The sequence below is a fragment of the Streptomyces sp. NPDC043996 genome (assembly GCF_056435225.1).
On record NZ_JBWKEY010000029.1, the window covers coordinates 1 to 25,882 of the forward strand.

Consider the following 25,882-nt stretch of genomic DNA (forward strand, 5'->3'; position numbering starts at 1 on the left):
GGAGGGAGAAAGGGGACGCCCCGCGGGGGGAGGCGAGGAGGGGGAGGGGGGGGGAAGGGGGGGGGTTTGGGGGGGGGGGGGGGGGGGGGCCCCCTCCCCCCCCCCCCCCCCCCTCCCCCCCCCCCCGCCGCCGTCGGGCGCGAGGGCGCGGGCGCGGGCAGCGCGCACGGCGCCGGGCTCAGCCCGCGTACACCCGGCCGTCCTTCACCACGAAGTGAACCGGGTCCGAGCAGCCGATGGACGGCGTGACGAGCAGGCTCACCGTGAGCGGCGCGGGCTCGGTGCTCGCGGTCGAGAATTCACAGACGGCGCCCTTGCCCGTGAGCGGATACCAGAACCAGCCGTCCACGTCGCCCACGGTCACGCGGTCCGACTCCGTCCAGGCGCCGTTCTTCTGCGTGAAGACCCGCAGGCGCACGGAGGCGGCGTACTCGTCCTGCGCCGAACGCAGCGCGGACAGTGTGATCTTGTAGTCGCCGCCCAGGGTGGACGAGGCGATCTGCCGCTGCCCCGGCGGGGCCGGATCGGCGCTGGACGATCCGGCGCCCGCGGCGCCGAGGGCGGCCGCCATCAAGGCGGTGACGGCCGCGGTCGCACCACGGCGCGTACGCGTGCGGGCCAGGCTCATGTGTTCCCCCGTTGGAACGAGTCGGTGCGGAAGGCCGGTTGGCTCCGTTCACGGGGGAAGACACGCCACGCCGGGGAGGGGTTGTACGGGGGTTCCGGCGTCGGCGCCGCGGTGGCTCGCGGGGCGGGGGAGGAACCCGGGCGGCCCGGAGGGGAGAAGGGGCCCGCCGCGACGGGGGAGCGCGGCGGGCCCTGGGATCCAGTGTGCCCGTGCGCGTGGCCCAGTTGTGCGTCGCGCCGCAGATTGGCTGAGTATTCTCGGCGGCCGCGCGCTTCCGTTCCGCCGCGCGCGGTCCCGACCGGGGCCGATGAGCTGGACGTGTACATGGCGAACCTCGTGTCGGGCCGTGGGGGACGGCCGCGGGTGGCGCGATTGGATTCCTGACCGCGGGGTCCGCCCGGCCGCGGTCGGCGCGACAGCGCGGCTCACACCCCCCTCAACTGCCACTTTCCGGTCCCGGCCCGGCCTCTCGGTGGCGCCCGTCCGCCTCAGCCCGGGTGGCCCGGCCGGTCGCGCCGGTACACGTAGTGCTCCCGGCCGTCGGCCGGGTTGTCCGGCTCCAGGTCGCCTTGGCCCACCCGGCGGAACCCCGCCTTCTCCAGCGCCCGCCACGACGCGCGGTTGGCCGCGGAGACGGGGACGAGCACACAGGGCGCGGCCGGGCGCTCGGCCCAGGTCCGCCCGACGGCCCAGCTCAGGACGGCCGTTCCGAGACCCCGGCCGGTGTTCGACGGATCGCCCACGAGGTAGTCGAGCGTGACCGCGCCCTCGGGCACGTCGACGACGGCCGCGACCTCGGCCAGGTACGCGGGATAGTCGCCCAGGGCGCAGCGCTGCACCAGGCCGACCGGACGGCCGTCGAGGAGCACGAGGAAGTCCTCGGAGGGCTCCTCGCCGCGCGCGGCGGGCCCGAAGTCGCGGGCCACCGCCTCGGCCGTGGTCTCGTGGTGCCACCACCGCGCCACGTGCGGCTGCTCCAGCCAGCCGCGCAGGAGCGGGAAGTCCCGCTCCTCCAGGCGGCGCCATGTGATCACGGGAAGGCTCCTCGGTCGCCGCGGCTACTCGAACGGGGCGGTGTCCCCCGCGCCCCGGCGGACGACCGTGGCGTGCCCGTCGGAGAAGTCGACGACCGTCGTGGGCTCGGTGCCGCAGTCGCCGGAGTCGATGACGGCGTCCACGAGGTGATCGAGGCGTTCCTTGATCTCCCAGCCCTGGGTCAGCGGCTCGTCCTCGCCCGGCAGGAGCAGCGTGCTGGACAGCAGCGGCTCCCGCAGCTCGGCGAGGAGGGCCTGCGTCACCGTGTGGTCGGGGATGCGGACCCCGACGGTCTTCTTCTTCTGGTGCAGCAGCTGACGCGGGACTTCCTTGGTGGCGGGCAGGATGAACGTGTACCGGCCGGGGGTCGCGGCCTTGAGGGCGCGGAAGACGTCGTTGTCGAGGCGGACGAACTGCCCGAGCTGGGCGAAGTCCTGGCAGACGAGCGTGAAGTGGTGACGGTCGTCGAGATTCCTTATGGCCCGGATGCGGCTGAGGCCGTCGCGGTTGCCCAGCTGGCAGCCGAGCGCGTAGCAGGAGTCCGTCGGGTACGCGATGAGCGCGCCGGAGCGGACGTCGGCGGCCACGCTGCTGATGCTGCGCGGCTGCGGATTGTCGGGGTGCACGTCGAAGTACTTCGCCATCGTGCCGAGTCTAGGTGATCAGGACGTGAGCGCCAGGGCGGCACGGCAGCGCCGGGGGCTTCGGGGGCTTCGGGGGCGCGCACCCGCCGGGCTTGTGATGTTCATGCCGCGTCCATGTGTTCGTGCGCCCGTCGGCCGTTCGCCCGTCACGGGCGCGGCCGAGGCTGCGCACGCACCCGGTCACGAAGCTGCGCACGCACCCGGTCACGAATCCGAAGGAGTCCCCTCGTGCCCAACTCCCGCACCCGGCGGTCGAGTTCCCTCACCCTGGCGGCCGCCCTCACGGCCACCGTCGTGTCGCTGGCGGCCCCGGCGTCCGCGCGGGCCGACGCGGCGCCCGGCACCGCGCCCGCGCTGTCCACGACGACCGCGCTGCCCGGGCCGCCCGCGCTGCCCGCGCTCACGCCGAACGCGGAGGCGCCGCCGCTGTACGACGACGAGGCGGGCGGCAACGCCGATGCCGATGACCCGGCGATCTGGCGCGACGCCGCAGACCCGGCCCGCAGCCTCGTCGTCGCCACCGCCAAGGAGGGCGGCCTTCGGGTGTACGACCTCGACGCGCGGCAGGTCCAGGCGGTGCCCGCACCGGCCGGGCCCACACCCGCCGACGCCCCCGGCCGCTTCAACAACGTCGACCTGGCGCACGGCGTCAAGCTCTCCACAGGGCGCGCCGACCTCGCCGTGACCAGCGACCGCGGCAACGACCGGCTGCGCTTCTACCGCGTCGACCGCGACCGCCCCGGCGGCCCGCTCACCGACGTCACCGACCCCGCCGCCCCGCACGTCTTCTCCACCGGCCAGCAGGAGGTCAACGCGCAGCGCACCGCGTACGGCCTCGCCACGTACACCGACCGGAGCACCGGCCGCTCCTACGCCCTGGTCAGCCGTCGCGAGCGCACCAGCATCGCGCTCCTGGAACTGCTGCCTGGCCGCTCCGGCACGGTGGGCTACCGCAAGGTCCGCACCCTCGACCTGCCCGCCTCCTTCCGGCTGCCAGACGGCTCCACCTGGACGCCCTGCGCGGAGCCCGGCGAACTGCCCCAGGTGGAGGGCATGGTCGTCGACCCGGCCGACGGGACGCTGTACGCCGGTCAGGAGGACGTCGGCATCTGGCGGCTGCGCGCCGACCTGACCGGCACGCCCGCCCTCATCGACAAGGTCCGCGAGTACGGCGTGCCCGGCACCTACGACGAACAGACCGAGGAGTGCGTCCCCGGCGCCGACCCCGGATTCGGCGGCCGGCGGATCGCCGCCGACGTCGAGGGCCTGACGCTGGTCACCGAACCCGGCGGCGACGGCTATCTGCTGGCCTCCAGCCAGGGCGACGACACCTTCGCCGCCTACGACCGCGAGCGCGGCGACCACAACGAGTACGAGGGCGGCTTCCGCGTCACCGCGGCCTCCGCCGTCCTCGACGGCTCCGAGGAGTGCGACGGGGCGGCGGCGCTCCACGCCCCCCTCGGCCCGAAGTACCCGCGCGGACTGCTCGTCGTCCAGGACGGCCAGGAGACCCCGGCGGAGGCGGGCCGGACCGCCACCGGCTTCAAGTTCGTCGACCTCGGTGACGTCATGGACGCCCTCGACGACTGAGACGACTGAGACGACTGAGGCGACTGAGGCGCCTGAGGCGACTGACCGGCACCCTCGCCCGGCGCTACGCGCGCACGTCGACGGACAGGTGCGCGGACAGCGCGCCGAGGAAGTCGGACGCGTCGAAGGCCTCACCCGCGGAGACGACCCCGGTCGCCTTGGTGCGCCCCGTGAGCACGCGTTCCACGGCCTCGACGACGAGCGGCGCGGTGACGGCGTAGATGTCCTGGCCCCGCGCCGTGGCGCGCCGTTCGCGGTCGCCGGAGCGCACGACGACGTCGACGAGGAAGGTCTGCGCGGACCGGCCGTGCTCGTCCACCGCGGTCGGCTCCGGGGTGTCCGCGGCCGTCACTTCCCGGGCCGCCTCGACCGTCATATAGCCGCGTACCTCGGGGATCGGCAGATGGCTGGAGACGGTGACGGCATCGGCCATCGTGAACTCCCCGACGACGGCCCGCGTGCCGAGCGGCTCGGGGAAGGACCACTCCAGGGTGGGCTGCGCGTCGTCGCGGTACTCCAGGCGCCCGCCCGAGTAGCGGACCCGCCGGCCCCCGCGCCGCTCCCGGGAGACCCGGCCCGCCGCGCGCGAGCCCGCCGTGGGGTGCCAGCCGCTCAGGCCGTACGCGAGGTGCGCCTCGTCGGCCGTCGTCCAGTCGCCCATCGCCGCGGTGACCAGCAGGTCGCCGAGGCCGCCGTAGAAGGCCATCGCGGGCACGACCAGGGCCCCCGCGGCGCGGGCGGACTCCCCGAAGCGCGTGAACGTGTCGGCGTTGGCCTCGATCTCGGCCGCCACGTCCAGGTAGGGAATACCGGCCCGCAGCGCCGCCTCGATCAGCGGCGCGGCCGTCGTGGCGAAGGGCCCGGCGCAGTTGATCACGGCCGCCGCCCCGGCGAGGGCGCGGTCGAGCGCGGCCGGGTCGTCGACCGACGCGGGCCGGACGTCCGCCTCGTCCACGGCCTCGGCCAGCGCTTTCAGCTTGTCCGCGTCCCGCCCGGAGAGCACCGGCACGAACCCCCGCTCCCGCAGCCGCGCCACCACGAACCGCCCGGTGTGCCCATAGGCGCCGTACACCACCACTGCCTGACCCGAAGTCATGCGTCGTCTCCCGTGCTCGGTTGATCCACTACGGCCATCCTGGTGCGCGCGGACCGCCCGCCGTGAGTGGCTGGAACGACATGGTGCGTACAATTACGGCCATGGGGACTCTCGCGCTCGCCGCCACCGACGGAATGCTGCACTTCGAGCTGTCCGTGGCCTACGAGGTGTTCGCCGCCGCCCCGGACGGCGTGACCGTGCCCTGGTACGACACCGTCGTGTGCGGCCCGGGCCCCGTCCACGCGGGCCGCTTCCGCCTCGAACCCGACCAGGGTCTGGACCGCCTCGCCCACGCCGACACCGTGATCGTCCCGGCCTGGGCCGACGTCGACGAGGACCCGCCCCGCGCACTGGTCGACGCGGTGCGCGCCGCCCACGAGGCGGGCGCGCGCGTGGCCTCCCTGTGCACGGGCGCGTTCGTGCTCGCCGCCGCCGGACTCCTGGACGGCGGGCGCGCCACCACGCACTGGGCGCACACCGACGCCCTCGCCGACCGCTACCCCGACGTCGAGGTCGACCCGGACGTCCTCTACGTGGACAACGGCCAAGTGCTCACCTCCGCGGGCAAGGCCGCGGCCCTCGACCTGTGCCTGCACCTCGTCCGCCGCGACCACGGCTCCGCGACCGCCAACGCCGTCGCCCGCCGCCTGGTCGTGCCGCCCCACCGGGCGGGCGGCCAGGCGCAGTTCGTCACCGCCCCGGTGCCCGCGCGTGACGACCACCCGCTCGCCGCGCTGTTCCCCTGGGCCCTCGCGCGCCTTCAGGAGCCGCTGACCGTGGCGGACCTGGCGCGCCAGGCGGGCCTGAGCACGCGCCATCTGGGTCGCCACTTCCGGGCGGCGACCGGCACCACGCCGCTGCAGTGGCTCCTGACGCAACGCATCCGCCGCGCCCAGGAGTTGCTCGAGCGGACCGACGACGGCGTCGACGCCATCGCGACCGCCACCGGCATGGGCACCGCCACCACCCTGCGCCGCCACTTCCACCGCACGGTGGGCGTGCCGCCGGACACCTACCGCCGCACGTTCCGCACCCGCCCCCCGACCGGCGGCTGACCACCGTCTCCTCGCCGGGAGCGGCCCGTTCGCCCGCGCGCGCGATCTCTGCCGTACTGTGCCAGGGCAGTGCGTGACGGAGACGAGAGGGCGTGGCCATGCGTGACCTGTACCCGCCGATCGAGCCGTACGAGCGGGGGATGCTCGACGTCGGCGACGGCAACCGCGTGTACTGGGAGGTGTGCGGCAACCCGGAAGGCAAGCCCGCGGTCGTCGTCCACGGCGGGCCAGGGTCGGGGTGCGGCGCGGGCGCGCGCCGGTTCTTCGACCCCGAGCGGTACCGGATCGTCCTCTTCGACCAGCGCGGCTGCGGCCGCAGCACCCCGAGCGCCGCCGACCCCACGACCGACATGCGGCACAACACCACCTGGCACCTCGTCGCGGACATGGAGCGGCTGCGGCACCACCTCGGCATCGGGCGCTGGCTGCTGCACGGCGGCTCCTGGGGCTCCACCCTCATCCTGGCCTACGCCGAAGCGCACCCCGAGCGCGTCTCGCAGATCGTCCTGTCCAGCGTCACCACCACGCGCCGCTCAGAGATCGACTGGCTCTACCGGGGCGCCGCCCGGTTCTTCCCCGAGCGCTGGGACCGCTTCCTGGCGGGAGCCCCCGGCACCCCGCGCGACGGAGACGTCGTCGCCGCCTACGCCCGCCTGATGGAACACCCCGACGCGGCGGTGCGCTACCAGGCCACGGCGGACTGGTGCGACTGGGAGGACACGGTGCTTTCCGGGGAGACGAGGGGCGCGTCCCGTCCCTACGGGGACCGGCCCTCGGACGCCCGCCTCGCGCTGGTGCGGATCTGCTCGCACTACTTCTCCCAAGGCGCCTGGCTGGAGGAGGGCGTGCTGCTGCGCGAGGCGGGCCGCCTCGCGGGCATCCCCGGCGTCCTGATCCACGGGCGGCTCGACATGTGCGGACCGCCGGACACGGCCTGGGAGCTCAACCGCGCCTGGCCGGACGCCGAGCTGACCATCGTGGAGGACGCCGGGCACCTGGGCAGCGTGGAGACCCTCGACCTCGTGCTCAAGGCCCTCGACCGGTTCGCCACCGAGGCCTGACGCCTAGCCGCCGGTCAGCGGCAGCGCCGCGAAGGCGTGGTCGCGCCAGATCGCGCGGGAGGCCTCCTCCGGGTACGGGACGACCTCCGGGCGCGTGCCGAAGACCCGGGTGAGGCGGCGGTCCTCGTCGTAGGCGGGCCAGCCCGGGTCGCCGTCGGCGGCGAACGCCGTCCACGCCGCGCGCATGGCCGCCGACACCTGCTCCGCCTCGGGCGGGGGCCCCTCGCCGATCAGCGCGGCGGGCTGGCCGCTGGTCAGATTGCCGAACACCAGGGGCACGTCGAGGCCGTGGCAGGCGCCGAGGACGCCGCCCATGCCCGGCGCGGGCCACGTCAGCTCGTACAGGTGCGCGCGGCCGCCGCCGGTGGCCTGGGTGGTGGCGAGACGCAGGCTCGGCATGCGGAACAGCCAGTCCGAGTGGACCAGTTCGTACAGTTCGTCGGCGCCCGCCGCGGGATGTCCCTCGCGGTAGCGGCGGGCCCCGTCCGGACCCGGCGCGAAGTCCCGCAGCGCCGCTGCCGCCCGCTCGGGACCGACCTGTCCGAGGGTGCCGTCAAGGGCGGTGAAAAGCCGCTGCTCGTCCCGGGTGTGACCGGCCAGGAGGCCGATGCCGCGGCCGCCGCCCTCGGCCAGCGCCTGCCAGGGCGTGAGGGGCAGGACGTCACCGTCGACGACCGGAGCGAACGGGATCTGGCGCAGCGCGGGCCGCCCCCAGCGCTCCGCGAACGACGCGGACGCGGCGGTGACGGCGTCGCCCGCGGCGGGCAGCAGGTCCGGGGCCACCGCCGAGAGGTCGGCGGCGGTGGGCCGAAGGCCCAGCTCGCCCGCGCAGGCGGCGGCGATGTCGGCCGCGAGGGCGGGCGTGAAGTACGTCCCCTGCACGCTCTGCGCGATGGCGCGGCCGAAGAGCCCGGCGGCGCGCGGCATCGCGAGGAGCGCGGCGACCGACCCCGCGCCCGCCGACTGGCCGCCGACCGTGACCCGGCCGGGGTCGCCGCCGAACGCCCGGATGGTGTCGCGCACCCACTCAAGGGCGGCGACCTGGTCGAGCAGCCCTCGGTTGGCGGGCGCCCCGTCGAGCTGCGCGAAGCCCTCAAGGCCCAGGCGGTAGTTGAGCGTCACCACCACCAGGGAGCCCTCCCGCGCGAGGCGGGCGCCGTCGTACTCGGGCAGGCGCGCCATGCCGATGCTGTAGGCGCCGCCAGGAATCCACACCAGCACCGGAAGCCCCGCGTCCGGGCTCGGGTCTGGCGACCAGACGTTGACCGTGAGCCAGTCGGTGCCCGCCGCGTCCCGCGCGAGCTCCTCCATGCCGAAGTGCCCCGCCTGCGGGGGCGGAGGGCCGTACGCCCCGGCGTCGCGCACCCCGTCCCAGGCGGCCGCGGGCCGTGGCGCGGCGAACCGGAGCGCGCCCACGGGCGGCGCCGCGTAGGGAACGCCCCGGAAGACGGCCAGGCCGTCCTCCGCGCGGCCGCGCAGCGCTCCGGACGGCGTGCGGACCACGGGAGCGGAATCGACCGGCTCGACGGCGGCGGAAGGCGTCATCACCGTCCCCTTCCTTGCGGTTTCCTGGCGTTTTCCTGGCGGTTTTGTGGCGGTGACACCGGAATCATCCCGCCGGGCCGGGGGAGAGGGCCACTCAATTTCGGGGTGGTGGATGGGGCGGCGCCCACGGGGGCGCCCCCGTCACAGCCTCACGAACGCGTTCAGCGGGGACACCCCGTCCAGGTCGACCTGCAGCCCGCGCACCGCCTTGGAGTGCACGAACGTACGCGTCGGCACGTACACCGGCACGGCCGCGGCCTCCGCCATCACGCGCCGGTCGACCGCCGACCACAGGTCGCCCGCCGCCCTCAGGGACGTGGCGGCGTCGGCCCGCTCCATCGCCTTGTCGACCTCGGCGTTCTTGAGGCGGGAGTAGTTGGACGAGGCGGGATAGACGCCCTCGCTGTCGAAGTAGTCCGGCAGGAAGGTGGACGCTACCGGCAGGCCGCCGCCGACGGCCATGCGGAACAGGTCGTACTTCCCTCCGCCCGCGTTCTTGTAGAACACCGACACGTCGTCCTGCTTCAACTCGACCTGGAAACCGGCCTGCTCCAGGCTGGAGCGGACCACCTCGGCCCGTTTGCCGTCCGCCTCCGTCGCATAGCCCAGCTTGATCTTGAAGCCGCTCTCGCCCGCGTCCTTCAGGAGCTCCCGCGCCTTGGCCGGGTCGCCGTCCCTTCCCGTCTGGTGCAGGTCGAAGCCGCGGGCACCGCGGATGCCGGGAGGCAGCAGGTTGTGGTGGACCGTGCCGTTCTCGTTGCTCGCCGTGAGGACGTCCCCCGCGGACAGCGCGGTGGCGATGGCTTTGCGGACCTTGACGTTCCGCACGCGCTTGGTGTTGACCATGTACGCCTGTACGTACGAGGCGGGGGCGGACAGGCGCGCGGCGGCGGCCGTCCCGGTGAGGCTGGCGCGGTCCAGGGTGCCGGTGAAGGACATCACGGCCTCGCGCGGACCGGCCGCCAGCGTACGGGACTTGATCTGGTCGACGCTGACGCCGCCCTCGACGCGGTACGCGTCCGGATAGGCGGTCCGCAGCGGATCGCTGTCCGCCTTCCACTGGGGATTGCGGGACAAGGTGACGTCCTTGGCGCCCTGGTAGCTGCTGATCTGGTACGGGCCCGTCGACGGCACCGTCTGGGAGGAGCCGCTGGTGGTGTCCTTGGTCTTCTCGGGCACGGGCGCGCCGGTGGGGCCCGCGAGCGCGACGTTGAAGTCCGGGTGGCCGCGGTCGAGGTGGAAGACGACCGTGCGGTCGTCGGGGGCCTCGATGGTGCCCGGCGGCAGGGTGCGGGCGTCGTCCGCGTCCGCCCCCAGGATCCAGTTGCGCACGGTGCGGTCGCCGAGGGAGAAGGCGGGCTCCAGCGTGCGCTCGACGGCGAACGCGAAGTCCCGTGCGCGCACCGGGCTCCCGTCGTTGTACGTCAGGCCCGACTTGAGGGTGAACGTCCAGGTCCGGCCGTCGGACGAGGAGCGTCCGGTGCCGGTGGCGAGGTCGCCGACGAGCTTCACCGTGCCGTCGGGCAGCGTCTTGAGGCCGGTGAGGCTGCGGTAGACGAGGCGGGAGACGAGCCGGTCGGTGCCCGACCACATCTTGCCGGGGTCGACGGTGGAGATGTCGGCGGGTTCGAGGACGGTGACCCGGCCGCCCTTGCGGGCGCCTTTGACGGCGGGCGCGGGGCCCGCGGACTCGCTCGCTGCGCCCAGGGTCAGGGTCTCGGTCCTGGCCTGCTCGGCCACCGCCGAGCCGTTGCCACCGTCTCCGCCGTCGCCGTCGTCGCCGCCCGAGCCGCCCCCGACGGACGTCTGCTGGGAGTCGTCGCGCTTGCCGTCCCCGCCGTCCCGGTCGAAGGGGTTGGCGACGATGAAGGTGGTGACGAGCGCGGCCGTCACGACGGCCGCGCCGCCCGGCAGCCACCAGGTGCGCCACCACGGCCGACGGGCCTTGACGAGGCTCACCGGCGGCGGCGCGGGCCAGGGCGTCGGCGGGTTGCGGGGCAGGGGCGGGGCCAGGTGGTAGGCGGACGCGCCAGAGGGCTCCGGAGGCGGCGCGGCGAGTGCGGGTACAGAGGGTGCGGCGGGCGCGGCGGGCACCGGGGCGGGTGGGACGGCGGGTATCTCCTGGGCCAGGGCCACGAGGGCCGCGCGGGCCTGTTCGGCGTCCGGCCGCGCCGCGGGGTCCTTCGCCAGCATCCGGCCCACCAACTCGTCCCACGCCGGGCTGAGTTCCGGGCGCCGCAGGGACGGCCGCTTCGGCGCCTCGTACACATGGGCGTGCATCAGGGCGGCCTCCGACGGGGCGTCGAAGGGCGGGGCGCCGGTGAGCATCTCGTGGACCATGCAGCCGAGCGAGTACACATCGGTGCGCCCGTCGGCCGACCCGCGCCGGAACCGCTCCGGCGCCATGTAGTGCAGGGTGCCGATGGGGGAGTCGGAGGTCCGCGTGAGGTAACCGCCCTGTCCCGTCGCCGCGTCGAGGAACTTCGCGATGCCGAAGTCGAGGACCTTCACGGTGCCCTCTTCGGTGACCATCACGTTGGCCGGCTTGATGTCGCGGTGCACGATGCCCGCCCGGTGGGCCACCGCGAGGGCCCGGCACACCTGCGCCGCGATGTCCGCCGCCTTCCGCGGCGCCATGCCGCCCTCGGCGGCGAGCAGCCCGGTGACCGTGCGGCCCGTGAGCAGCGGCATCACCAGGTAGGGCACGTCGCCGTCGGCGCCGTGGTCGAAGACCGGCACGATGTACGAGCTGTCCAGGGCGGCCGCGGCCCGCGCCTCCCGGACGAACAGGGCCAGCATGCGGTCGCGTTCGGCCGCCGAGGTGTCCGGTGGCAGGCCGAGGAGCTTGACCGCCACCTCCCGGTCGAGACGCGCGTCCCGGGCCCGCCAGACGGCGCCCATACCGCCCGCGCCGATCCGTTCCGCGAGCGTGTACCGCCCGTCCAGGACTGTGCCGCGCATCCCCACTCCACCCACCCCGACCAGGCCGCCCGCGGTGGGCGGCGAGGTCAATTTACCCGCGTCACCGGGAACGTGGAGAGGCTGGTGCGGATGTCCCGGGGGTGATCAGGGCGCTCTTCAGGGCCCGGCGAAGGCGGACGCGGCGGCGAGGGCCGCTTCGGCGAGGGCGGGGTCGCCGGTGACGCGGGTGCGGGCCGCGGTCTCGGCGGGGCCGTGCCGGTCGCCGGTGCGCAGGCAGAAGTCCACGGCCGCGAGGACGATATGGGCGTCGGGCGGACCCGGCGGACGGTCCCGGCCGGGGTCGGTGAGCAGCCAGCTGCCGCCTCCGGGGCCGGTGAGTTCGACGCTCAGGGCGCGCTCGCCGAGAGGATTCCCCCGCGCCCGCAGGGCCAGCGGGAGCAGCCGGACCCCGAGGTCGGACATGCGGGCCAGGGAGCGGGCGGTGGGCGGCGGAAGGCGGCGTCCGGTGCTCAGGGCGATGTCACGGGTGTGGATCCAGGTCTCGAAGGCGCGTCCGGCGGCGTGGTCGGCCACGGTGAGCGGAGCCTCCCCGGGCAGGGCGACGCGCCGTCCGGCGGTGGCACGCGCCCCGTCCTCGTCCCCGCCGTGCCCCGGTGGGCCCGCGAGGACGTCCCGCAGGAGGCCGGCCTGCGCGCGCCAGGCCGCGTGGACGGCCGCGGGCGACTGACCGGCCGCCCAGGTGGTGAAGGCGTGGGTGCGCGCGCTGACGGTGTCGCCGGGCAGGTCGAGCGGGCCGCGCGCGGCGGCGTCGAGCGACGCGGCCAGGAGGCTGTCGGTCGCGGCGAGATGGGCGACGAGCTGCGCGACGGTCCAGTCCGCGACGGGTTGCTCGTGCCACTCCGCGTCGTCCAGGTCGCGCAGCACGGCGTCCAGGGTGGCCACCTGGTCCGCGTACGGGTGCAGGTGGGGCGGCAGACCGCGGGGCGAGGGCGGCCGCCGTGCGAAGGCGAGGGAGGTGACGCCGTCGGACGCGGTCCTGGAGGCGGTGGGGACCTCGCCGCGCGCCGGTCCGGCCAGGGCGGCGACAGCGGGGTACAGGTCGCGTGCCTCGGCCGCGCAGTCGGCGCACGTCTCGACGTGGGCGGCCACGGCGGCCTTCTCCCGTGGCGAGCAGGCGTCGAGGAGCCAGGCTCCCAGCAGGGAGCACGGCTCGGCGTCGGGCGCGGGGCGGGTGGCGCCGCTCATGGTGTGAGCCCTTCCTCCGCCAGGGTGGCGGCCAGTGCGCGCAGGGCGGCCCGCAGACGGGTCTTGGCCGTCCCTTCGGGGATGCCGAGGTCACCGGCCACCTGACGGTAGGTACGGCTTCCGTAGTAGGCGAGAAGGAGCGGAGTGCGCAAGGTGTCTGGCAGCCGGGCGGCGGCGGAGCGGACGCCGAGCGCCTCGAGCCGCGCGGTGACGGTGTCGGCGGTCTCGTCGTGGCCGGGCGGCGCCGGACGCTCCACGGCGCGCCGGTGCCGCTCCTCGCGCCGCACCCAGTCGACGGCGCGGTGGTGGGCGACCACGCCGAGCCAGGCGCGCAGCGGGCCACGGGCCGGATCGTAGGACAGCGGGCGCTCCCACAGCAGCGCGAAGACCTCCTGGGTGATGTCGTCGGCGGCGTTGTGGTCGCGGGTGACGCGCGCCGCGAGGGCCCGCACGAGCGGCGCGTACCGCTCGTAGATCTCGCGGAACGCGTCCTCGTCGGCGGCCAGCAGGAGGGCCTGCACCTCCAGGCGGTCCTCGGGGACCGCCGCGAGGGGTTCGTCGGGCCCGCGCTGCGACCGCGCCTCACGGGGCAGGGCCATAGGCCGCAGTGTCCCGCGAAGCCCCGGTTCCGTGACCCCCTGGCACGGTTTGGGGGTGGCGTAACTCCGGTGCCCTTCCTAGCCGATGAGGGCCTGGGTGATCTGGCGTGTGGTCTGCGCGGCCACCCGGGGGTGGTGGGCGGCATAGGCGGTGTACGCGTTCAGACCGGTGGCGAGGGCCCAGCCGCGGCCGCGGAGCCAGGTCGCGTCGTCCACGCCGAGGGCGGCCCGGAAGGCGGCGCGCGGTCCTGGCGACAACAGGGTGTAGGCGATGGTCAGGTCGGGGGCCGGGTCGCCGAGGCCCAGTTCCCCGAAGTCGATGACCGCGCTGAGGCGGCCCCCGGTGGTGAGGAGGTTGCCGGTGTGGAAGTCGCCGTGGACCCACACCGGGTCGCGGTCCCACTCCGGGGCGGCGAGCGCCGCGTCCCACAGCGCGGTCAGCGCCGCCGTGTCGAAGGCGCCCTTGACCTGCGCGAGGGCGGCCCGCGTCGCCGCGTCCCGGTCGGCCAGCGGCCGGGTGGCGAGGTCGGGCCTGTCCAGGAGCGGAGCGCGGTCCTCGGGCGTGGCCTCGCGCAAGGCGGCCAGGAACGCGGCCAGTTGGACGGCGGCGTCGGTCGATTCGCCCAGGGCGGCCACCGTCGCCACGTCACCGTCCAGCCAGCCGGAGACCGCCCAGGGCCAGGGATAGCCGTGGTCCGGCTTCCCCACGCCCAGCGGGACGGGCACGGCGAGGGGCAGGCGCGGGGCGAGCCGGGGCAGCCACTCGGACTCCTTCTCCGCCTGCGCGATGGCCCCGTCGTGCCGGGGCAGCCGCACGGAGAGCTCGTCGCCGAGGCGGTGGATCACATGGTCCGAGCCCGCCGGGTCGACCAGTTCGAGCGGCAGCCCGGCCCACCGCGGGAACTGCGTGTCGACCAGACGCCGGACCAGAGCGGTGTCGATGGCGGGCAGCGCGGGTTCGGGCGCTGTGGCCGTCGAAGAATCTGCGGCTGTCAAAGAAGCTGCTCCTGCGGTCGGCCCGCGCCGGGCGGCGGGCGGTCGGGGATCATCTCAGCGCGCGGAGGGCGCGCGTGTCGACGGCTTTTCGCCATCGGCGGTCGAGGCGCGGGGCGTTGGAGTGCCGTCGGCGCGGGCCGAGGGCTTCCGTACGCCGCAGCCGTGCTGGAGGATCCGCGCATGACTCAGCAGCGAAGAGACGAGGCGGCCCCGGCCGACGCGGCCACCGCCTACCTGACGGCGTTTCACGACCGGCTCGCCGCCGACGGGTGCGAGGTGACCGCGGCGTCCTGGCGCGGGCACCGGGTGGTCGTCGGCAGCCGGTCGGACCGCAAGGCGCGCTGGTTCGGCACCAAGGTCGAGGTGTTCGCGCTCGCAGCCGCCGTCCCCGACGTGGACAGCCTCGGGATCGCCGCGTTCACCGGGTGGGCGCTGGACCGCGCGAAGGACCTCCGCGGCGGCCTGCCCGGCGCCCGCAACGCCGCGATGGTCCTGCCCGCGCTGGTCAGCGAGAGCGTCCAGGCGTCCGCCGCCGACTGGGCCGGGCAGGACGCGCGGCTCCTCGGGGCGACCGTGATCGGCAGGCCCGTCACCGTGGAGACGCCGGTGCGGGGGGCCGCGCGCGTCACCCTGTACCGGGGCGGGACGGTGTACGGCGGGATGTTCACCCGCCACGTCCTGGAGAAGGCGGCCGCGTACTACCCCTGAGCGGCGTCGTCACCGACCTCGCCTCAGGCCTCGAAGCGCTCCGTGTACGCCTCGGTCGGCGGGTACGGACTCGGCCGCGTCATGCCGACCGACCAGAATCCCGTGGTGCCGGGGACGGCCGTCACGGCGTTGAGGTAGGGCGTGCGCGCGGGGTCCGCGGGGTCCGCGGGGCCGCGGACCACGGACCAGGAGTCGCCGTCGCGGCGCAGATAGGTGGCGCGGGCCTGGTCCTGGTAGTTCCACCCCGAGATCCAGGCGGCGCGCCCCGCGGCGTCCGCCGCGATGCCGGACAGCGACCCGACGCCGAATCCGGCCGGGACCCGCGTCCACGCCGTGCCGTCCCAGTGGGCGAGGACCGGGTTCCCCGGGCGCCCCGGCGGCCCGCCGACGCCCGCCTCGGTGCCCACGGCCCAGACGTCGTCCGCCCCGGCGGGGTGGAGGTCGCCGATGCCGAGCCGAAGGCCCCCGAGGGAGGGCAGGACGGTCCACGCCCCGTCCCAGCGCGCCACGAACCCGGCCCAGCCGCCGCCAGCCGCCTGGTCGCCGCTGACCCAGACGGCGCCGGACGCGTCGAGCACCGCCCGGTACAGGTTCACGCCCGGCGCGGGCACCGCATCGAGCCACCGCCACCGCGCGCCGTCCCGGTGCAGCAGCCGGGCCGCGCCGCCGCGCGTGCCGGTGATCCACACCTGCCGGTCGCGGCCGACGGCCACCGCGTCCAGGCGTACGTCCGGCTCGCCCTTGCCGGGGAACGAGGCCTCGCACCACGTGGTTCCGTTCCACCGCAGCAGCGGGCTCGCCGTCCCGGAGGGCAGGCCCACGCTCCACGCCGTACGCGAGTCGACACCGGCGACGTCGCTGAGGCGGCCGGTGTAGCCGAGGGGCGTCAGATCGGTCTTGGACCAGGCGGTGCCGTCCCACCGCATGGCGAGCGCCCGCCCCTGGGTGGACGCGCCGCGGTTCTCCTCGCCGACGGCCCAGGCGAGTTGGGGCCCCGCGGCCGCGACCCGGCGCAGCTGCGCGGCCGGGGTGCTGCCGGGCGCGGGCACGGCCTGCCAGCCCGCCGCGCGATCGGCACGGGGCGTGCGCGCGCGGGGTGGCGGCGATGCGGCCCGCGCCCCCGCCGGTCCCAGAGCGGCCCCCGACACCGCGCCGATCGTCCCCGCCACAAAGCGTCTGCGTCTCACGCCGGGCTCCCTCTGTGCGTACGAGTAGGAGGCACCACCCTGGGGCGGGAGCGGGCGGCGGGCTAGGCAGCCGCGTGACAAAGACCCGCCCGCGCCAGCGGCGGTGCGCGAGACCGGCACCGGCGCGAGACCGGCACCGGCGCGAGACCGGCACCGGCGCGGGGATCGGCTCGCCGCCGCATCGCTGTGCAATGTCACATTGCTTTCCGGCGGTTCTCGTAGCAGGCTGATACGGCGCGGCCAACCACCCACCCCGGCACGGCACTTCACGCACGTCCGCGGCGCGCCGCGGCCCCCGCCCGACCCGACCGCCCCTGCTCCCAGCGAGGTTCCCGCCGTGACCGCAGTGCGCACCATCGACTACCACACCGCAGGCGAGCCCTTCCGCATCGTCCACGACGCGCTGCTCCCGGTCCCCGGCGGCACCCTCGCCGACCGCTACGCCAGCGTGGTCGGCGCGGGCGGCGCGCCCACGGCCCCGCGCCGCAGCCCACTCGACGACATCCGCAGGCTGCTGGTGCGCGAACCGCGCGGCCACAGCGGGATGTACGGGAGCTTCGTGGTCCCGCCCGACGACGACGGCGCCCACCTCGGCGCCCTGTTCTGGCACAAGGACGGCTACTCCACCGCCTGCGGCCACGGCACCATCGCGCTCGGCGCCTGGGCCGTCGCCGACGGCGTCGTCGCCGCCCCGGACGACGGCGCCGCCGAGGTCCGCATCGACGTGCCCTCCGGGCGGGTCACCGCCACCGTGCACCGGCGCGGCGGCCGCACCGCCGGGGTGGCCTTCCGCAACGTGCCCGCCCGCGTCACCGCCCGCGCGGTGCCGGTCACCACCGGCGGCAGGAGCGTCGAGGCCGACCTCGTGCACGCCGGGGCCTGCTACGCCTCCGTGCCCGCGGCGCGCCTCGGGCTCACCGTGGACCGCGCCGCGCTGCCCCGGCTTATCGCGGCGGGCCGGGAGATCAAGCAGGCCCTCGCGGACCACCCGGGCGCCGCGCATCCGGACCGCCCGCTGCTGTCTGGCGTCTACGGCGTCATCTTCCACGAGGACCTGCCCGACACCCCCGACGGACCGGCCCAGCGCAACGTCACGGTCTTCGCCGACGGCCAGTTCGACCGTTCCCCGTGCGGCTCGGGCACCTCCGCCCGGCTCGCCCTGCTCCACGCCGACGGCCGCCTGCCCGTGGGCCGGACCCTGCGCCACGAGTCCGTCGCGGGCACGGTCTTCACCGGCCGCGTGGTCGCCGGTGCGGCCGAGGGCACCGTCACCGAGATCACCGGCACCTCCTTCCGCACCGGCGAGCACCGCTTCGTCCTCGACCCGCACGACGACCTGCCGGAGGGGTTCCTGCCGTGACCCGGGCCCCCGCCCCGGGTCACGGCGTCAGGCCGCGCTACTGCACTTCGAGTCCGATGACGACGCCGTCGAAGTCATAGCTGTTGGTGTCCACGGCCAGCGGGCTGCGCCCGCCGCCCTGGCTGGCCCACGGGGTGACGGCGGGGACGCTGGGGCGGCCCTTGTCGACGGTGCTGATGGAGAGCCGGAAGTCGACCAGGGTCGCGGACGACGGCCAGCGGCGGGTGTCGAGGAAGATCCGGTACTTGTCGGGGTCGTAGCCGTTGTCGTCCGTGGCCAGCGGCGAGTCGCCGCCGCCCTCGCTCGCCCACGGCGTGTACTGCACGGGCCCGTAGTGGCCGCTGCCGTCCATGGCCTGCGCGCCGATCCGGAAGTCCAGCTGGTTCAGCAGGTCCCCGGGGACGGTGCTGAGGTCGATGAGGGCCGCGTCCGGGTCGTAGCCGTTGGCGTCGCCCGCCCACGGCGACGAGCTGTTGCCGAACTTCACGTTCTTGGTGAACTGCTCGGCGCCGAACTGCGAGGTGCCGCCCGCGTCGGCCAGCTGGACGCCCACCCTGAAGGTGGGCAGGGCGGCGGCTTGCGCGGGCACGGCGCCCGCGAACAACGAGACCGAGGCCGCCACTGCGGCCGCGGCGGACAGGACACCAACTCGTCTTCGCACGGTGAGATCCCTCCTCTGTTGGCCCACCTCGTGTGGGCGCCTTCACCGTACGAACGGCACAACCTTCACACCAGCACGGTTTTTCAGCCATACCTCTTCACAATTCACACACTTATTCCAGGTGATCGCCGATCACCAGGGCAGGGGAGTGCGGGCGTCGCGGGGGCGATCTTGGAGTTCGGCCGAATCCCGGCGGGTGCCCTCCCCGTCGGGCCGTACGATCGCCCGTTTCCGCCGAGCCGGAACCGCTGTCCCCGTAGAGTGACGGAGCAAGTCGTGTCATTCGGGAGCCATTCGGGAGCCATATGACACTGCGGTCGGGGGACCCTGAATCCATCGGCGGCTACGCGCTGGAGCGAAGACTCGGCTCCGGCGGGATGGGCACCGTGTACCTGGCGCGGTCGGCGTCGGGGCGGCGCCTGGCGCTGAAGGTCGTCCACCAGCAGTTCGCCGACAGCGACGAGTTCCGGGTGCGCTTCCGCCGGGAGGTCGCCGCGGCGCGGCGGGTCAGCGGGGCGTTCACGGCGCCCGTCGTGGACGCCGACCCGGAGGCCCCGCACCCCTGGATGGCCACGCAGTACGTGCCAGGGCCGACGCTGGCCGAGCGGGTGGCGGCCCAAGGGCCCCTGCGTGGCGGCGAGTTGCGGCGGCTCGCGGTGGACCTCGCCGAGGCGCTGCGGGACATCCACCGCGCGGAAGTGGTCCACCGGGACCTGAAACCCGCGAACATCGTCCTGTCCGACGGCGGCCCCCGCGTGATCGACTTCGGGGTGTCGCGCGCCGCGGACCACAAGACCCTGACCGTCACGGGCCAGGTCCTCGGCACGCCGCCCTTCATGTCCCCCGAGCAGCTGGCCGCCCCGCGCGACGTGGGTCCCGAGTCGGACGTGTTCTCCCTGGCGGCGGTCCTGGTGTACGCGGCGTGCGGCCACGGCCCCTTCGACGCGGAGACCCCGCACCTGTGCCTGCACCGGGTGCTGTCCGAGCCGCCCCGCATGGACGGCGTCCCGGCGGCGGTGCGGGCGGCCCTCGAACCGTGCCTGGCGAAGCCGCGAGGCGAACGGCCCGACCTGACGCAGCTGTTGGCCCGCCTTCGGGAGCTGCCCGACACCGACACCGACGCCGCCGTCGATGAGGACGTGGCGGAGTCGGACGCGCCCGTTCCGCCGCCCGCGCCACGGTGGCGGCGCGCGCGCGTCGCCGTGACCGCCGCCACCGTCCTCGCGGTCATGGCGGCCGCCACCGCGGTCGTCCTGGAGCTGCGCCCCGACCCGCGCCACGACCGGAGCGCGACGGTGCTGACCGGGGACGTGCCGCAGGGATGGCGGCCCTGGCGGGTGCGTCCGGCGGGCGACTCGATGTCGGGTGGGGACTTGCTGTGCTCGGTCCGGGGCGACTCCCTCTACTGCGGCGGCGACGGGAAGCTGACCAGAATCGGGCTCGCGGACGGGAGGGTGCGGTGGCCCCGGAAGAACGACGCCGCTACCTCCGAGGAGCGGCTCCTGGGGCTGACCAGTCGCACCGTCGTGGGTTCCCTGAGCGCCAGGGGCCGGGACGGGGAGGAGCTCGTGGGCCTCGACGCGAAGGACGGCACCCGGCGCTGGACGGCCCCCGAGCGCGCCGTCGCCACCTCCGCCGTCGCCGGTACGACGGTCCTTTCCTCGTTCGAGGGGAAGGGCTTCCTCCAGGCCCGCGACGCCGACACCGGGAAGAGGACGTGGCGCTTCCGCCCGCCGGACGAGGACCGCGCCTGCCAACCCCAGGCGGCCGGTACGCGGCTGTACGCGCTGTGCTACCGCACGTACGGCCCGGACACCCCCTCGGCGACGGTCTACGCGCTCGACGGCGAGGGCCGGTCGACCTGGCACTACACGTCCTATCGCCCGCTGGCCTTCCTCGGCGCCGACGGCCGCTCGCCGGTCTTCGCCACCATGACCGAGAACAAGAGCGGGGCGGACCGCTACCACAGCGTCGTACGCCTGGACGCCGCCACGCACACGCCCCTGCGGTTCACCGTGAACAAGCCGTACAGCGGCAGCGAGATCGCGGTGACCGGCGGCGCGCTCTACGTCATGCGCGACGACGGCTGGCTGCACGCCTACTCCCTGACCACGGGCGAGAAGCACTGGACGCGGCAGGTCAACCACGACCAGCTGTCCTCGCCGGTCGCGGTGGGCGACCTGCTGCTCGCCAGCACTCCGATCGGGCAGGTGGTGGCGCGCGACCGGCGCACCGGGCAGGAGCGGTGGGTGACCCGCCGTCACGCCGACGACGGTGGTGACGCCACCCGGGGACAGTCCCGCGTCCACACGGTCGGCCGGGCCGTCTTCGTCGAGGGCGGCGGCCCCATCTTGTTCTCGTTCGACGGCGGCAGGCCGCCCGCCCTCTAGGACTTGGCCAACGCCTTCGAGGCGGCGGGGTTCGCGGTCCGCGCGAGGAGCGCGTACAGGGCCGACGCGACGACGATGCCGACCGGCAGCGAGAGGTCCACGCCGCCGAGGGCGCCCGCGACCGGCCCGGTGTAGAGGGTGTCGACGCACAGGGCCGCCGCGGTGACGCCGCCGACGAGGGCCAGGGCGCCCGCCGCGTGGACGCCCGCCGTGTACCAGAAGGGGCTGGCCGGGGACTCGTCGACCAGGGCCGGGCCGTCGTAGCGGTTGCGGCGCAGCAGGATGTCCGTGGCGTACACGGCCGTCGCGGGGCCGAGCAGCACGACGGTCAGTTGGAGGACGTTGCTGACGGTGTCGAGGAAGTCGGAGATGAGCAGGGCGTAGAGCGTCAGGGAGACGGCGGCGGTCCCGTCGGCGATCACGCTGAGGGACCGGCGGATGCGGACGCCCACGGCCTGCAGGGCGAGCCCCGCGCTGTAGGAGGTCAGGGCGTTGAGGGCGACCGTGCCGAGGACCAGGGCGAGCAGCAGTACGGGGTCGAACCAGCCCGGCAGGATGCGCTGGAGCCCGGACTGGGGGTCCGTCATGTCGACGGCGGTCGCGGCGCACGCCCCCAGCGAGCAGACGACGACGCCCGGCAGGAACCCGCCCAGGGCCGTCCACCCGAGGACGGCCTTCGCCGAGGTGGCCCGGGGCAGATAGCGGGAGAAGTCCGCGCTGGTGGTGTAGGACAGCGGAGCGGCCCCGACCAGGGTGACTCCGGAGATGAGGACGGCCCACAGGCCGGTGCCGGTCAGTGACGCGTCCGGTGTGTACGTGAGGTCGGTGTGCCGGAACACGCCGATCGCGACGACGGCGAACACGGCGGCGAGGGTCAGCGTGATCGGCAGATAGAGCTTCATGATCGTGGCGTGGCCGTAGACGCCGATGGTCAGGGTGAGCGCGGCGATGAGCAGGACCACGACGACCTTCACGGGCGTGGTCGCGGTGAGGCCGGTCTTCTCGACGAGGGAGAAGGCGGCGGTAGCGGCGGCGGCCAGGTTCAGGGCGAAGTAGCAGACGGAGATCATCCAGCCGACGACGGCGTTGTTGACGCGGTTGCCGCGGATTCCGTACATCGCCCGCGTGATGACCTCGCTCGGCGCGCCCGCGGCGGGCCCCGATATCGCGAGCAGCCCCGTGAGGAGCCAGAACAGATTGCCCACCACGATCACGGCGAGGGCCTGCCCGAGGGTGAGGCCCATCAGGACCAGGGTGCCGCCGACCACGAGGCTCAGATAGTTCACGTTCGCCGCCGCCCACACCGAGAACAGCCGCCGGGGGTGGCCGTGGCGCTCGTGCTCGGGGATGTGGTCGATGCCGTGGGCCTCGACGCGGCCCGCCCCGTCCGCTGGGGGAGGGGCTTTCGGCTGGGTGGGGCGGGGGGCCTGATGCGGGTCGGGAATCGTGGACGCCATGCGGCCCCTCCGGAAGCTGGTTACCCACCTGCTTGTTTATTGGTCGCACACTCAATAGCATGGATTCCATGACGTCAACCCTCCCGAACAAGCGAATCCGCAAATCTCCAGCCGCTAGACGTGCGGAAATCGTTGTCGCGGCCGCCGGTGTGGCACTGGCCGAAGGGCTGGAGTGCGTCACCCTGCGGCGGGTCGCGGAGGAGCTCGACGTCCGGCCGGGGCTCATCAGCCACTACTTCCCGGCCGTGGAGGACCTGGTCGCCGAGGCCTATGGCGCCGCCGCGGGACGCGAACTGGACGAACTGCTCCCGGCCGACCGGGCCGGTGCCACCGCCACCCGGCACCTGGCCCGCTTCTTCGCCCGGGCGAGGGGGGAGACGTACGACGACATCAGCAGGCTCTGGCTCAACGCCCGCCACCTCAGCCGCTACCGCCCGGCGCTGCGCGCCCGCGTCACCGTTCAGGAGACCGCCTGGCGGGACCGGGTCGAAGCGCTCATCCGCGAGGGCGTGGCGGACGGTGAATTCCACGCCGCCGACCCGCTGATGGCGACCGTTCGGATCCTGGTCGTCATCGACGGCCTCGGCGCGCTCGTCAACAGGGGCGACGCCGAGGGCGACCCGCCCGGGCTCCAGGACCTGCCCGCCGCCACCGCCGAACGCGAACTCGGCCTGCCCGCAGGCACGTTGACGTCCGCCGCACCCGACTGACGCCCACCGCTCTCCCGTCCGCCTCCCCGCCGCCTCCCTCGTGCCACCCGCGCCTCCCCCCGTGTGCCGCCGCCTCATCCGCCGACCCGCAAGGAGACCCCGTGTCCACCTCCCTCATCCTGCTCTCGGCCCGCCTCCTCGACCCGGCCACCGGTGAGTTCCTGCCGCAGACGGCGCTCGCCGCGGCCGACGGGCGGATCACCGCCCTCGGGGACGCCCGGGACATCCGCGCTCTCGCCGACGCCTCCACCGAGGTGGTCGACCTCAAGGGCGCGGTCGTGACACCCGGCCTCGTCGACGGGCACACCCACCCCGTGACCGGCGTCGAACTCACCCAGGGCCTCGACCTGTCGGGCTGCGCCGACGTGGCGCAGGTGCGCGAGGCGCTCGCCCGCGCCGTGCGGGACCTCGCCCCCGGCGCGTGGCTGCGCGGCTGGGGCCTCGACCCCAACGTCTTCGGGGGCGGCCCCGTCGGGACCGCCCCCTTCGACGCCGTGCTCGACGGCGTCCCCGCCCTGCTGCTGCTCTTCGACGCCCACTCGGCGCTGGCCAGCCGCCGGGCGCTCGACATCGCGGGAGTCACGGGGCCGCGGGCCTTCGACCAGGCCACCGCCGAGGTCGTGTGCGACGCCGAAGGGCGCCCCACCGGACTGCTCCTGGAGCACGCCGCCTGCGCGCTCGTCGAGGACGTCGCCCCCCGGCCCACCCGCGAGGAGCGCCTCGACCGCCTCGCCGACGCGCTGCGCGGCATGGCCGCCGCGGGCCTCACCGGCGGCCACGCCATGGACGCCAACGGCGACAGCCTCGCCTTCTACACGGAACTCGACGACGCCGGACGGCTGCCGCTGCGGCTGCGCGTCGCGCCCTGGTGCCAGCCGGGCACCGACGCCGACGGCGTGCGCGCGCTGATCGAGGGCCAGGGCCAGGGCGGCAGGCTGTGGCGCACCGACGGCGTCAAGATCTTCATGGACGGCACCATCGACAACGGCACCGCCTGGCTCGAACAGCCCGACTGCCACGGCGAGTCCCGCGACGCCTTCTGGCCCGACCCCGAGGAGTACACGCGCGTCATCGCCACCCTCCACGCCGCCGGAGTGCCCACCGCGACGCACGCCATCGGCGACGCCGCCGTACGGCACGTCCTGGACGCCGTCGAGAAGGCCCAGGCCGAGGACCCCAGGCCCGTACGGCACCGGGTCGAGCACATCGAGACCGTCCCCGACGACACCCTGCGCCGCTTCGCCGAACTGGGCGTCGTCGCCTCCATGCAGCCCACCCACTGCTGCGACTTCACCCGGGCCGACCACACCGACAACTGGTCGCGCCGCCTCGGCGAGGAGCGCGCCGCACGCGCCTGGCGCTGCCGCGACCTGCACGACTCCGGCGCCGTCGTCGTCCTCGGCTCCGACTGGCCCATCGCGCCCTCCCCGCCACTCGGCGTCATGGCGGGAGCCCGCCACCGCAGGCCGAGCCGCGACCTCAGCCAGGCCCCGCACGGACCCGAGCAGGCGCTCACGGCCCTGGAGGCCCTCCAGGGCATGACCGTCAACGCCGCCTACGCGGCCGGGGAGGAGCACGAGGCCGGTCGCATCGCCGTCGGCCACCGCGCCGACGTGACCGTCTTCGCCGCCGACCCGCTCACCACGGCCGCCACCGAACTGCCCGCCCTGCCGGTGCTGCTCACCGCGCTCGACGGCCGCGTGACCCACCGCGCCGCGGAGCTGTGACCGGCGGGGGAGCCGCCCGCTAGGCCAGGACCACGGCCAGGCACAGCGCGACGGCCAGACAGCCCAGGACCGCGACCGTGGTGCGCACGGTCGCGGTCGGGGGCCCGCCCGGGTCGGCGGGGCGACAACAGCACGGTGAACGTTCGAAGGAGGGGGAGTCGAGCCAGTACGCCCCGATGAGCCTGATGCCTGCCTCGGGCGTGGCGCCATCGCACTTCATGCCCCGTGCAACGCCCGCCGCGCCGCTGGGACTACGGCGCTGTCAACGCCGTACGCCGAGGTCCGCGCATGCGGCGGATCTACTCCGGGGAGATGTTTGGCGCCGGTGGCCGCTGGGGACGGCGGCCGTCGGGGGAAGGCGCGCGGCGCGCCTTCGCCTGCCTGGCGATGAGCATGGCCGCCGCCAGCGCGTGCGTCGGCACCCACAGGTCCGCGATGCCCCGCGCGGTGAAGGACTTGGCGATGCGCTCCTTCAACGTGAAGAAGGTCAGGGCCCTTTGAGGGTCGCACAGGTCACGGGACGTCCCTTCGTCCAGGCCCCAGTGCCGCAGCGCCGCCACCGCTTCTCCGGCGGCGGCGAGCCGCGCCCCCTCGCCCAGCCAGGCGGTGTCGGCGGTGCCGTGCCGCTCCAGCCAGGCGACGTGGAACGACTCCGGCTCGCACTGCATCGCGTCGAGCTCGCTGATCGCTTCCAGGTGCGAGCGCGGCATGGGGCTGTACACCAGGTCCGGGTCCAACGCCCGCCAGGAGAAGGGCCGCGCGTGCTCCGACACGTCGGCGGCGGCCTCCGTGGCCGCCATCGGTACGCGCAGGAGGGCGCGCGTGGACCGTTGCTTGCCCGGCCTCAGCCGCTCCAGCAGCCAGTTGGTCCTGATGCCGGCCGGTGGGTGCGTACAACCCCGGTGGACGAACAGCGCCCGCTCCGCCACGTGCAGGGCCATCATGGCGATCAGCGCGCCCAGGGTGGCCCGCTCCCGCATGACCACGGTTTCCAGCAGGCCGTGGCTCTGCTGCTCACTGGCCTTTCTGGTGGCCTGGAAGGCGAGCCGGTCCGCCTCCTTCTCCCTGCGGTCGTTCGGGGAGCAGACCGGGAGGTGCTCGTCCGGCGCGAACGCGCTCGGCCCTGAGGAGTGTCCGAGGACGTGATGGGCCAGCTCGTGACTCCTCCCCGCCCTGAAGGGCGGAGCTTCTCGCTATGCCGGTTGGGCTTCGCGACGGACCAGCCCGGCCCGCAATACGTTGAGTGCTCCGACGACGTCGGCGTGC

22 protein-coding genes are annotated in these 25,882 nt (G+C 74.9%); 8 read left to right on the forward strand and 14 right to left on the reverse strand.

The genetic code is table 11. The annotated features are described in order from the left end of the window. Positions 1-178 precede the first annotated feature (178 nt). The 3 genes from AC07A4_RS41515 to AC07A4_RS41525 form a co-directional block, all read right to left on the reverse strand. A complete protein-coding gene (locus AC07A4_RS41515) occupies positions 179-628 on the reverse strand; it encodes a hypothetical protein (protein ID WP_478609868.1) in 450 nt (149 codons plus the stop codon). Positions 629-1,116: 488 nt separating this feature from the next. Further along, positions 1,117-1,662, reverse strand: a complete 546-nt coding sequence (locus tag AC07A4_RS41520; RefSeq protein WP_478609871.1) for a GNAT family N-acetyltransferase — start codon at positions 1,660-1,662, stop codon at positions 1,117-1,119. Between the two features lie 24 nt (positions 1,663-1,686). Then, the gene (locus AC07A4_RS41525; protein ID WP_478609873.1) at positions 1,687-2,307 is read right to left on the reverse strand and encodes an L-threonylcarbamoyladenylate synthase; all 621 of its coding nucleotides are present in this window, start codon (positions 2,305-2,307) and stop codon (positions 1,687-1,689) included. Positions 2,308-2,535: 228 nt separating this feature from the next. Between AC07A4_RS41525 and AC07A4_RS41530 the strand changes: the two genes are divergently transcribed. Then, positions 2,536-3,897 (forward strand): phytase, encoded by a 1,362-nt coding sequence (locus tag AC07A4_RS41530; protein ID WP_478609875.1) that lies wholly within the window; start codon positions 2,536-2,538, stop codon positions 3,895-3,897. A gap of 64 nt (positions 3,898-3,961) precedes the next feature. On the opposite strand, the gene AC07A4_RS41535 is transcribed toward AC07A4_RS41530, so the two are convergent. Further along, positions 3,962-4,993 carry a saccharopine dehydrogenase family protein gene (locus tag AC07A4_RS41535; RefSeq protein WP_478609877.1) on the reverse strand — a complete coding sequence of 344 codons (1,032 nt, stop codon included), beginning with the start codon at positions 4,991-4,993 and terminating at the stop codon, positions 3,962-3,964. 101 nt (positions 4,994-5,094) lie between these two features. On the opposite strand from AC07A4_RS41535, the gene AC07A4_RS41540 reads away from it, so the two are divergent. Together AC07A4_RS41540 and pip are read left to right on the forward strand one after the other, a co-directional pair. Further along, the gene (locus AC07A4_RS41540; protein WP_478609879.1) at positions 5,095-6,048 is read left to right on the forward strand and encodes a helix-turn-helix domain-containing protein; all 954 of its coding nucleotides are present in this window, start codon (positions 5,095-5,097) and stop codon (positions 6,046-6,048) included. A gap of 98 nt (positions 6,049-6,146) precedes the next feature. Beyond that, positions 6,147-7,109, forward strand: a complete 963-nt coding sequence (pip, locus tag AC07A4_RS41545) for a prolyl aminopeptidase (RefSeq protein WP_478609915.1) — start codon at positions 6,147-6,149, stop codon at positions 7,107-7,109. A 3-nt stretch (positions 7,110-7,112) separates the two neighbouring features. Here pip and AC07A4_RS41550 read toward each other — a convergent pair whose 3' ends face one another. The 5 genes from AC07A4_RS41550 to AC07A4_RS41570 form a co-directional block, all read right to left on the reverse strand. Then, positions 7,113-8,654 carry a carboxylesterase/lipase family protein gene (locus AC07A4_RS41550; RefSeq protein WP_478609882.1) on the reverse strand — a complete coding sequence of 514 codons (1,542 nt, stop codon included), beginning with the start codon at positions 8,652-8,654 and terminating at the stop codon, positions 7,113-7,115. A gap of 141 nt (positions 8,655-8,795) precedes the next feature. Beyond that, positions 8,796-11,615: an ABC transporter substrate-binding protein gene (locus AC07A4_RS41555; protein WP_478609885.1), complete on the reverse strand. Its 2,820-nt coding sequence runs from the start codon at positions 11,613-11,615 to the stop codon at positions 8,796-8,798. 117 nt (positions 11,616-11,732) lie between these two features. Then, entirely contained in the window at positions 11,733-12,821 is a 1,089-nt protein-coding gene (locus AC07A4_RS41560; protein ID WP_478609887.1) for a maleylpyruvate isomerase family mycothiol-dependent enzyme, read from the reverse strand. Further along, entirely contained in the window at positions 12,818-13,420 is a 603-nt protein-coding gene (locus AC07A4_RS41565; RefSeq protein WP_478609889.1) for a sigma-70 family RNA polymerase sigma factor, read from the reverse strand. The genes AC07A4_RS41560 and AC07A4_RS41565 overlap by 4 nt, the downstream gene beginning before the upstream one ends. 78 nt (positions 13,421-13,498) lie before the next feature. Further along, positions 13,499-14,416 carry an aminoglycoside phosphotransferase family protein gene (locus AC07A4_RS41570; protein ID WP_478609891.1) on the reverse strand — a complete coding sequence of 306 codons (918 nt, stop codon included), beginning with the start codon at positions 14,414-14,416 and terminating at the stop codon, positions 13,499-13,501. A gap of 180 nt (positions 14,417-14,596) precedes the next feature. On the opposite strand from AC07A4_RS41570, the gene AC07A4_RS41575 reads away from it, so the two are divergent. Then, entirely contained in the window at positions 14,597-15,124 is a 528-nt protein-coding gene (locus AC07A4_RS41575) for a hypothetical protein (RefSeq protein WP_478609893.1), read from the forward strand. A gap of 23 nt (positions 15,125-15,147) precedes the next feature. Here AC07A4_RS41575 and AC07A4_RS41580 read toward each other — a convergent pair whose 3' ends face one another. Beyond that, positions 15,148-16,311 carry a DNA polymerase III subunit gamma/tau domain-containing protein gene (locus tag AC07A4_RS41580; RefSeq protein ID WP_478609896.1) on the reverse strand — a complete coding sequence of 388 codons (1,164 nt, stop codon included), beginning with the start codon at positions 16,309-16,311 and terminating at the stop codon, positions 15,148-15,150. 337 nt (positions 16,312-16,648) lie between these two features. Here AC07A4_RS41580 and AC07A4_RS41585 point away from each other — a divergent pair, with 337 nt between their 5' ends. Then, positions 16,649-17,671 (forward strand): proline racemase family protein, encoded by a 1,023-nt coding sequence (locus tag AC07A4_RS41585; RefSeq protein ID WP_478609899.1) that lies wholly within the window; start codon positions 16,649-16,651, stop codon positions 17,669-17,671. A gap of 37 nt (positions 17,672-17,708) precedes the next feature. Here AC07A4_RS41585 and AC07A4_RS41590 read toward each other — a convergent pair whose 3' ends face one another. Then, positions 17,709-18,332 carry a hypothetical protein gene (locus AC07A4_RS41590; RefSeq protein WP_478609901.1) on the reverse strand — a complete coding sequence of 208 codons (624 nt, stop codon included), beginning with the start codon at positions 18,330-18,332 and terminating at the stop codon, positions 17,709-17,711. Between the two features lie 305 nt (positions 18,333-18,637). Between AC07A4_RS41590 and AC07A4_RS41595 the strand changes: the two genes are divergently transcribed. Beyond that, positions 18,638-20,722 carry a protein kinase domain-containing protein gene (locus AC07A4_RS41595; RefSeq protein WP_478609904.1) on the forward strand — a complete coding sequence of 695 codons (2,085 nt, stop codon included), beginning with the start codon at positions 18,638-18,640 and terminating at the stop codon, positions 20,720-20,722. Here the strand turns inward: AC07A4_RS41595 and AC07A4_RS41600 are convergent. Further along, positions 20,719-22,179, reverse strand: a complete 1,461-nt coding sequence (locus AC07A4_RS41600) for a purine-cytosine permease family protein (protein ID WP_478609906.1) — start codon at positions 22,177-22,179, stop codon at positions 20,719-20,721. The two genes, AC07A4_RS41595 and AC07A4_RS41600, sit on opposite strands and share 4 nt — an antisense overlap. Before the next feature lie 68 nt (positions 22,180-22,247). On the opposite strand from AC07A4_RS41600, the gene AC07A4_RS41605 reads away from it, so the two are divergent. Together AC07A4_RS41605 and AC07A4_RS41610 are read left to right on the forward strand one after the other, a co-directional pair. Continuing rightward, positions 22,248-22,889, forward strand: a complete 642-nt coding sequence (locus tag AC07A4_RS41605; RefSeq protein WP_478609918.1) for a TetR/AcrR family transcriptional regulator — start codon at positions 22,248-22,250, stop codon at positions 22,887-22,889. 101 nt (positions 22,890-22,990) lie between these two features. After that, a complete protein-coding gene (locus AC07A4_RS41610) occupies positions 22,991-24,616 on the forward strand; it encodes an amidohydrolase (RefSeq protein WP_478609909.1) in 1,626 nt (541 codons plus the stop codon). A gap of 19 nt (positions 24,617-24,635) precedes the next feature. Here the strand turns inward: AC07A4_RS41610 and AC07A4_RS41615 are convergent, their stop codons facing one another. Continuing rightward, on the reverse strand, positions 24,636-24,836 hold the full coding sequence (locus AC07A4_RS41615) for a hypothetical protein (RefSeq protein WP_478609910.1): 201 nt from the start codon (positions 24,834-24,836) through the stop codon (positions 24,636-24,638). A 79-nt stretch (positions 24,837-24,915) separates the two neighbouring features. Next, positions 24,916-25,596 (reverse strand): hypothetical protein, encoded by a 681-nt coding sequence (locus AC07A4_RS41620; protein WP_478609913.1) that lies wholly within the window; start codon positions 25,594-25,596, stop codon positions 24,916-24,918. Positions 25,597-25,882: the final 286 nt, after the last annotated feature.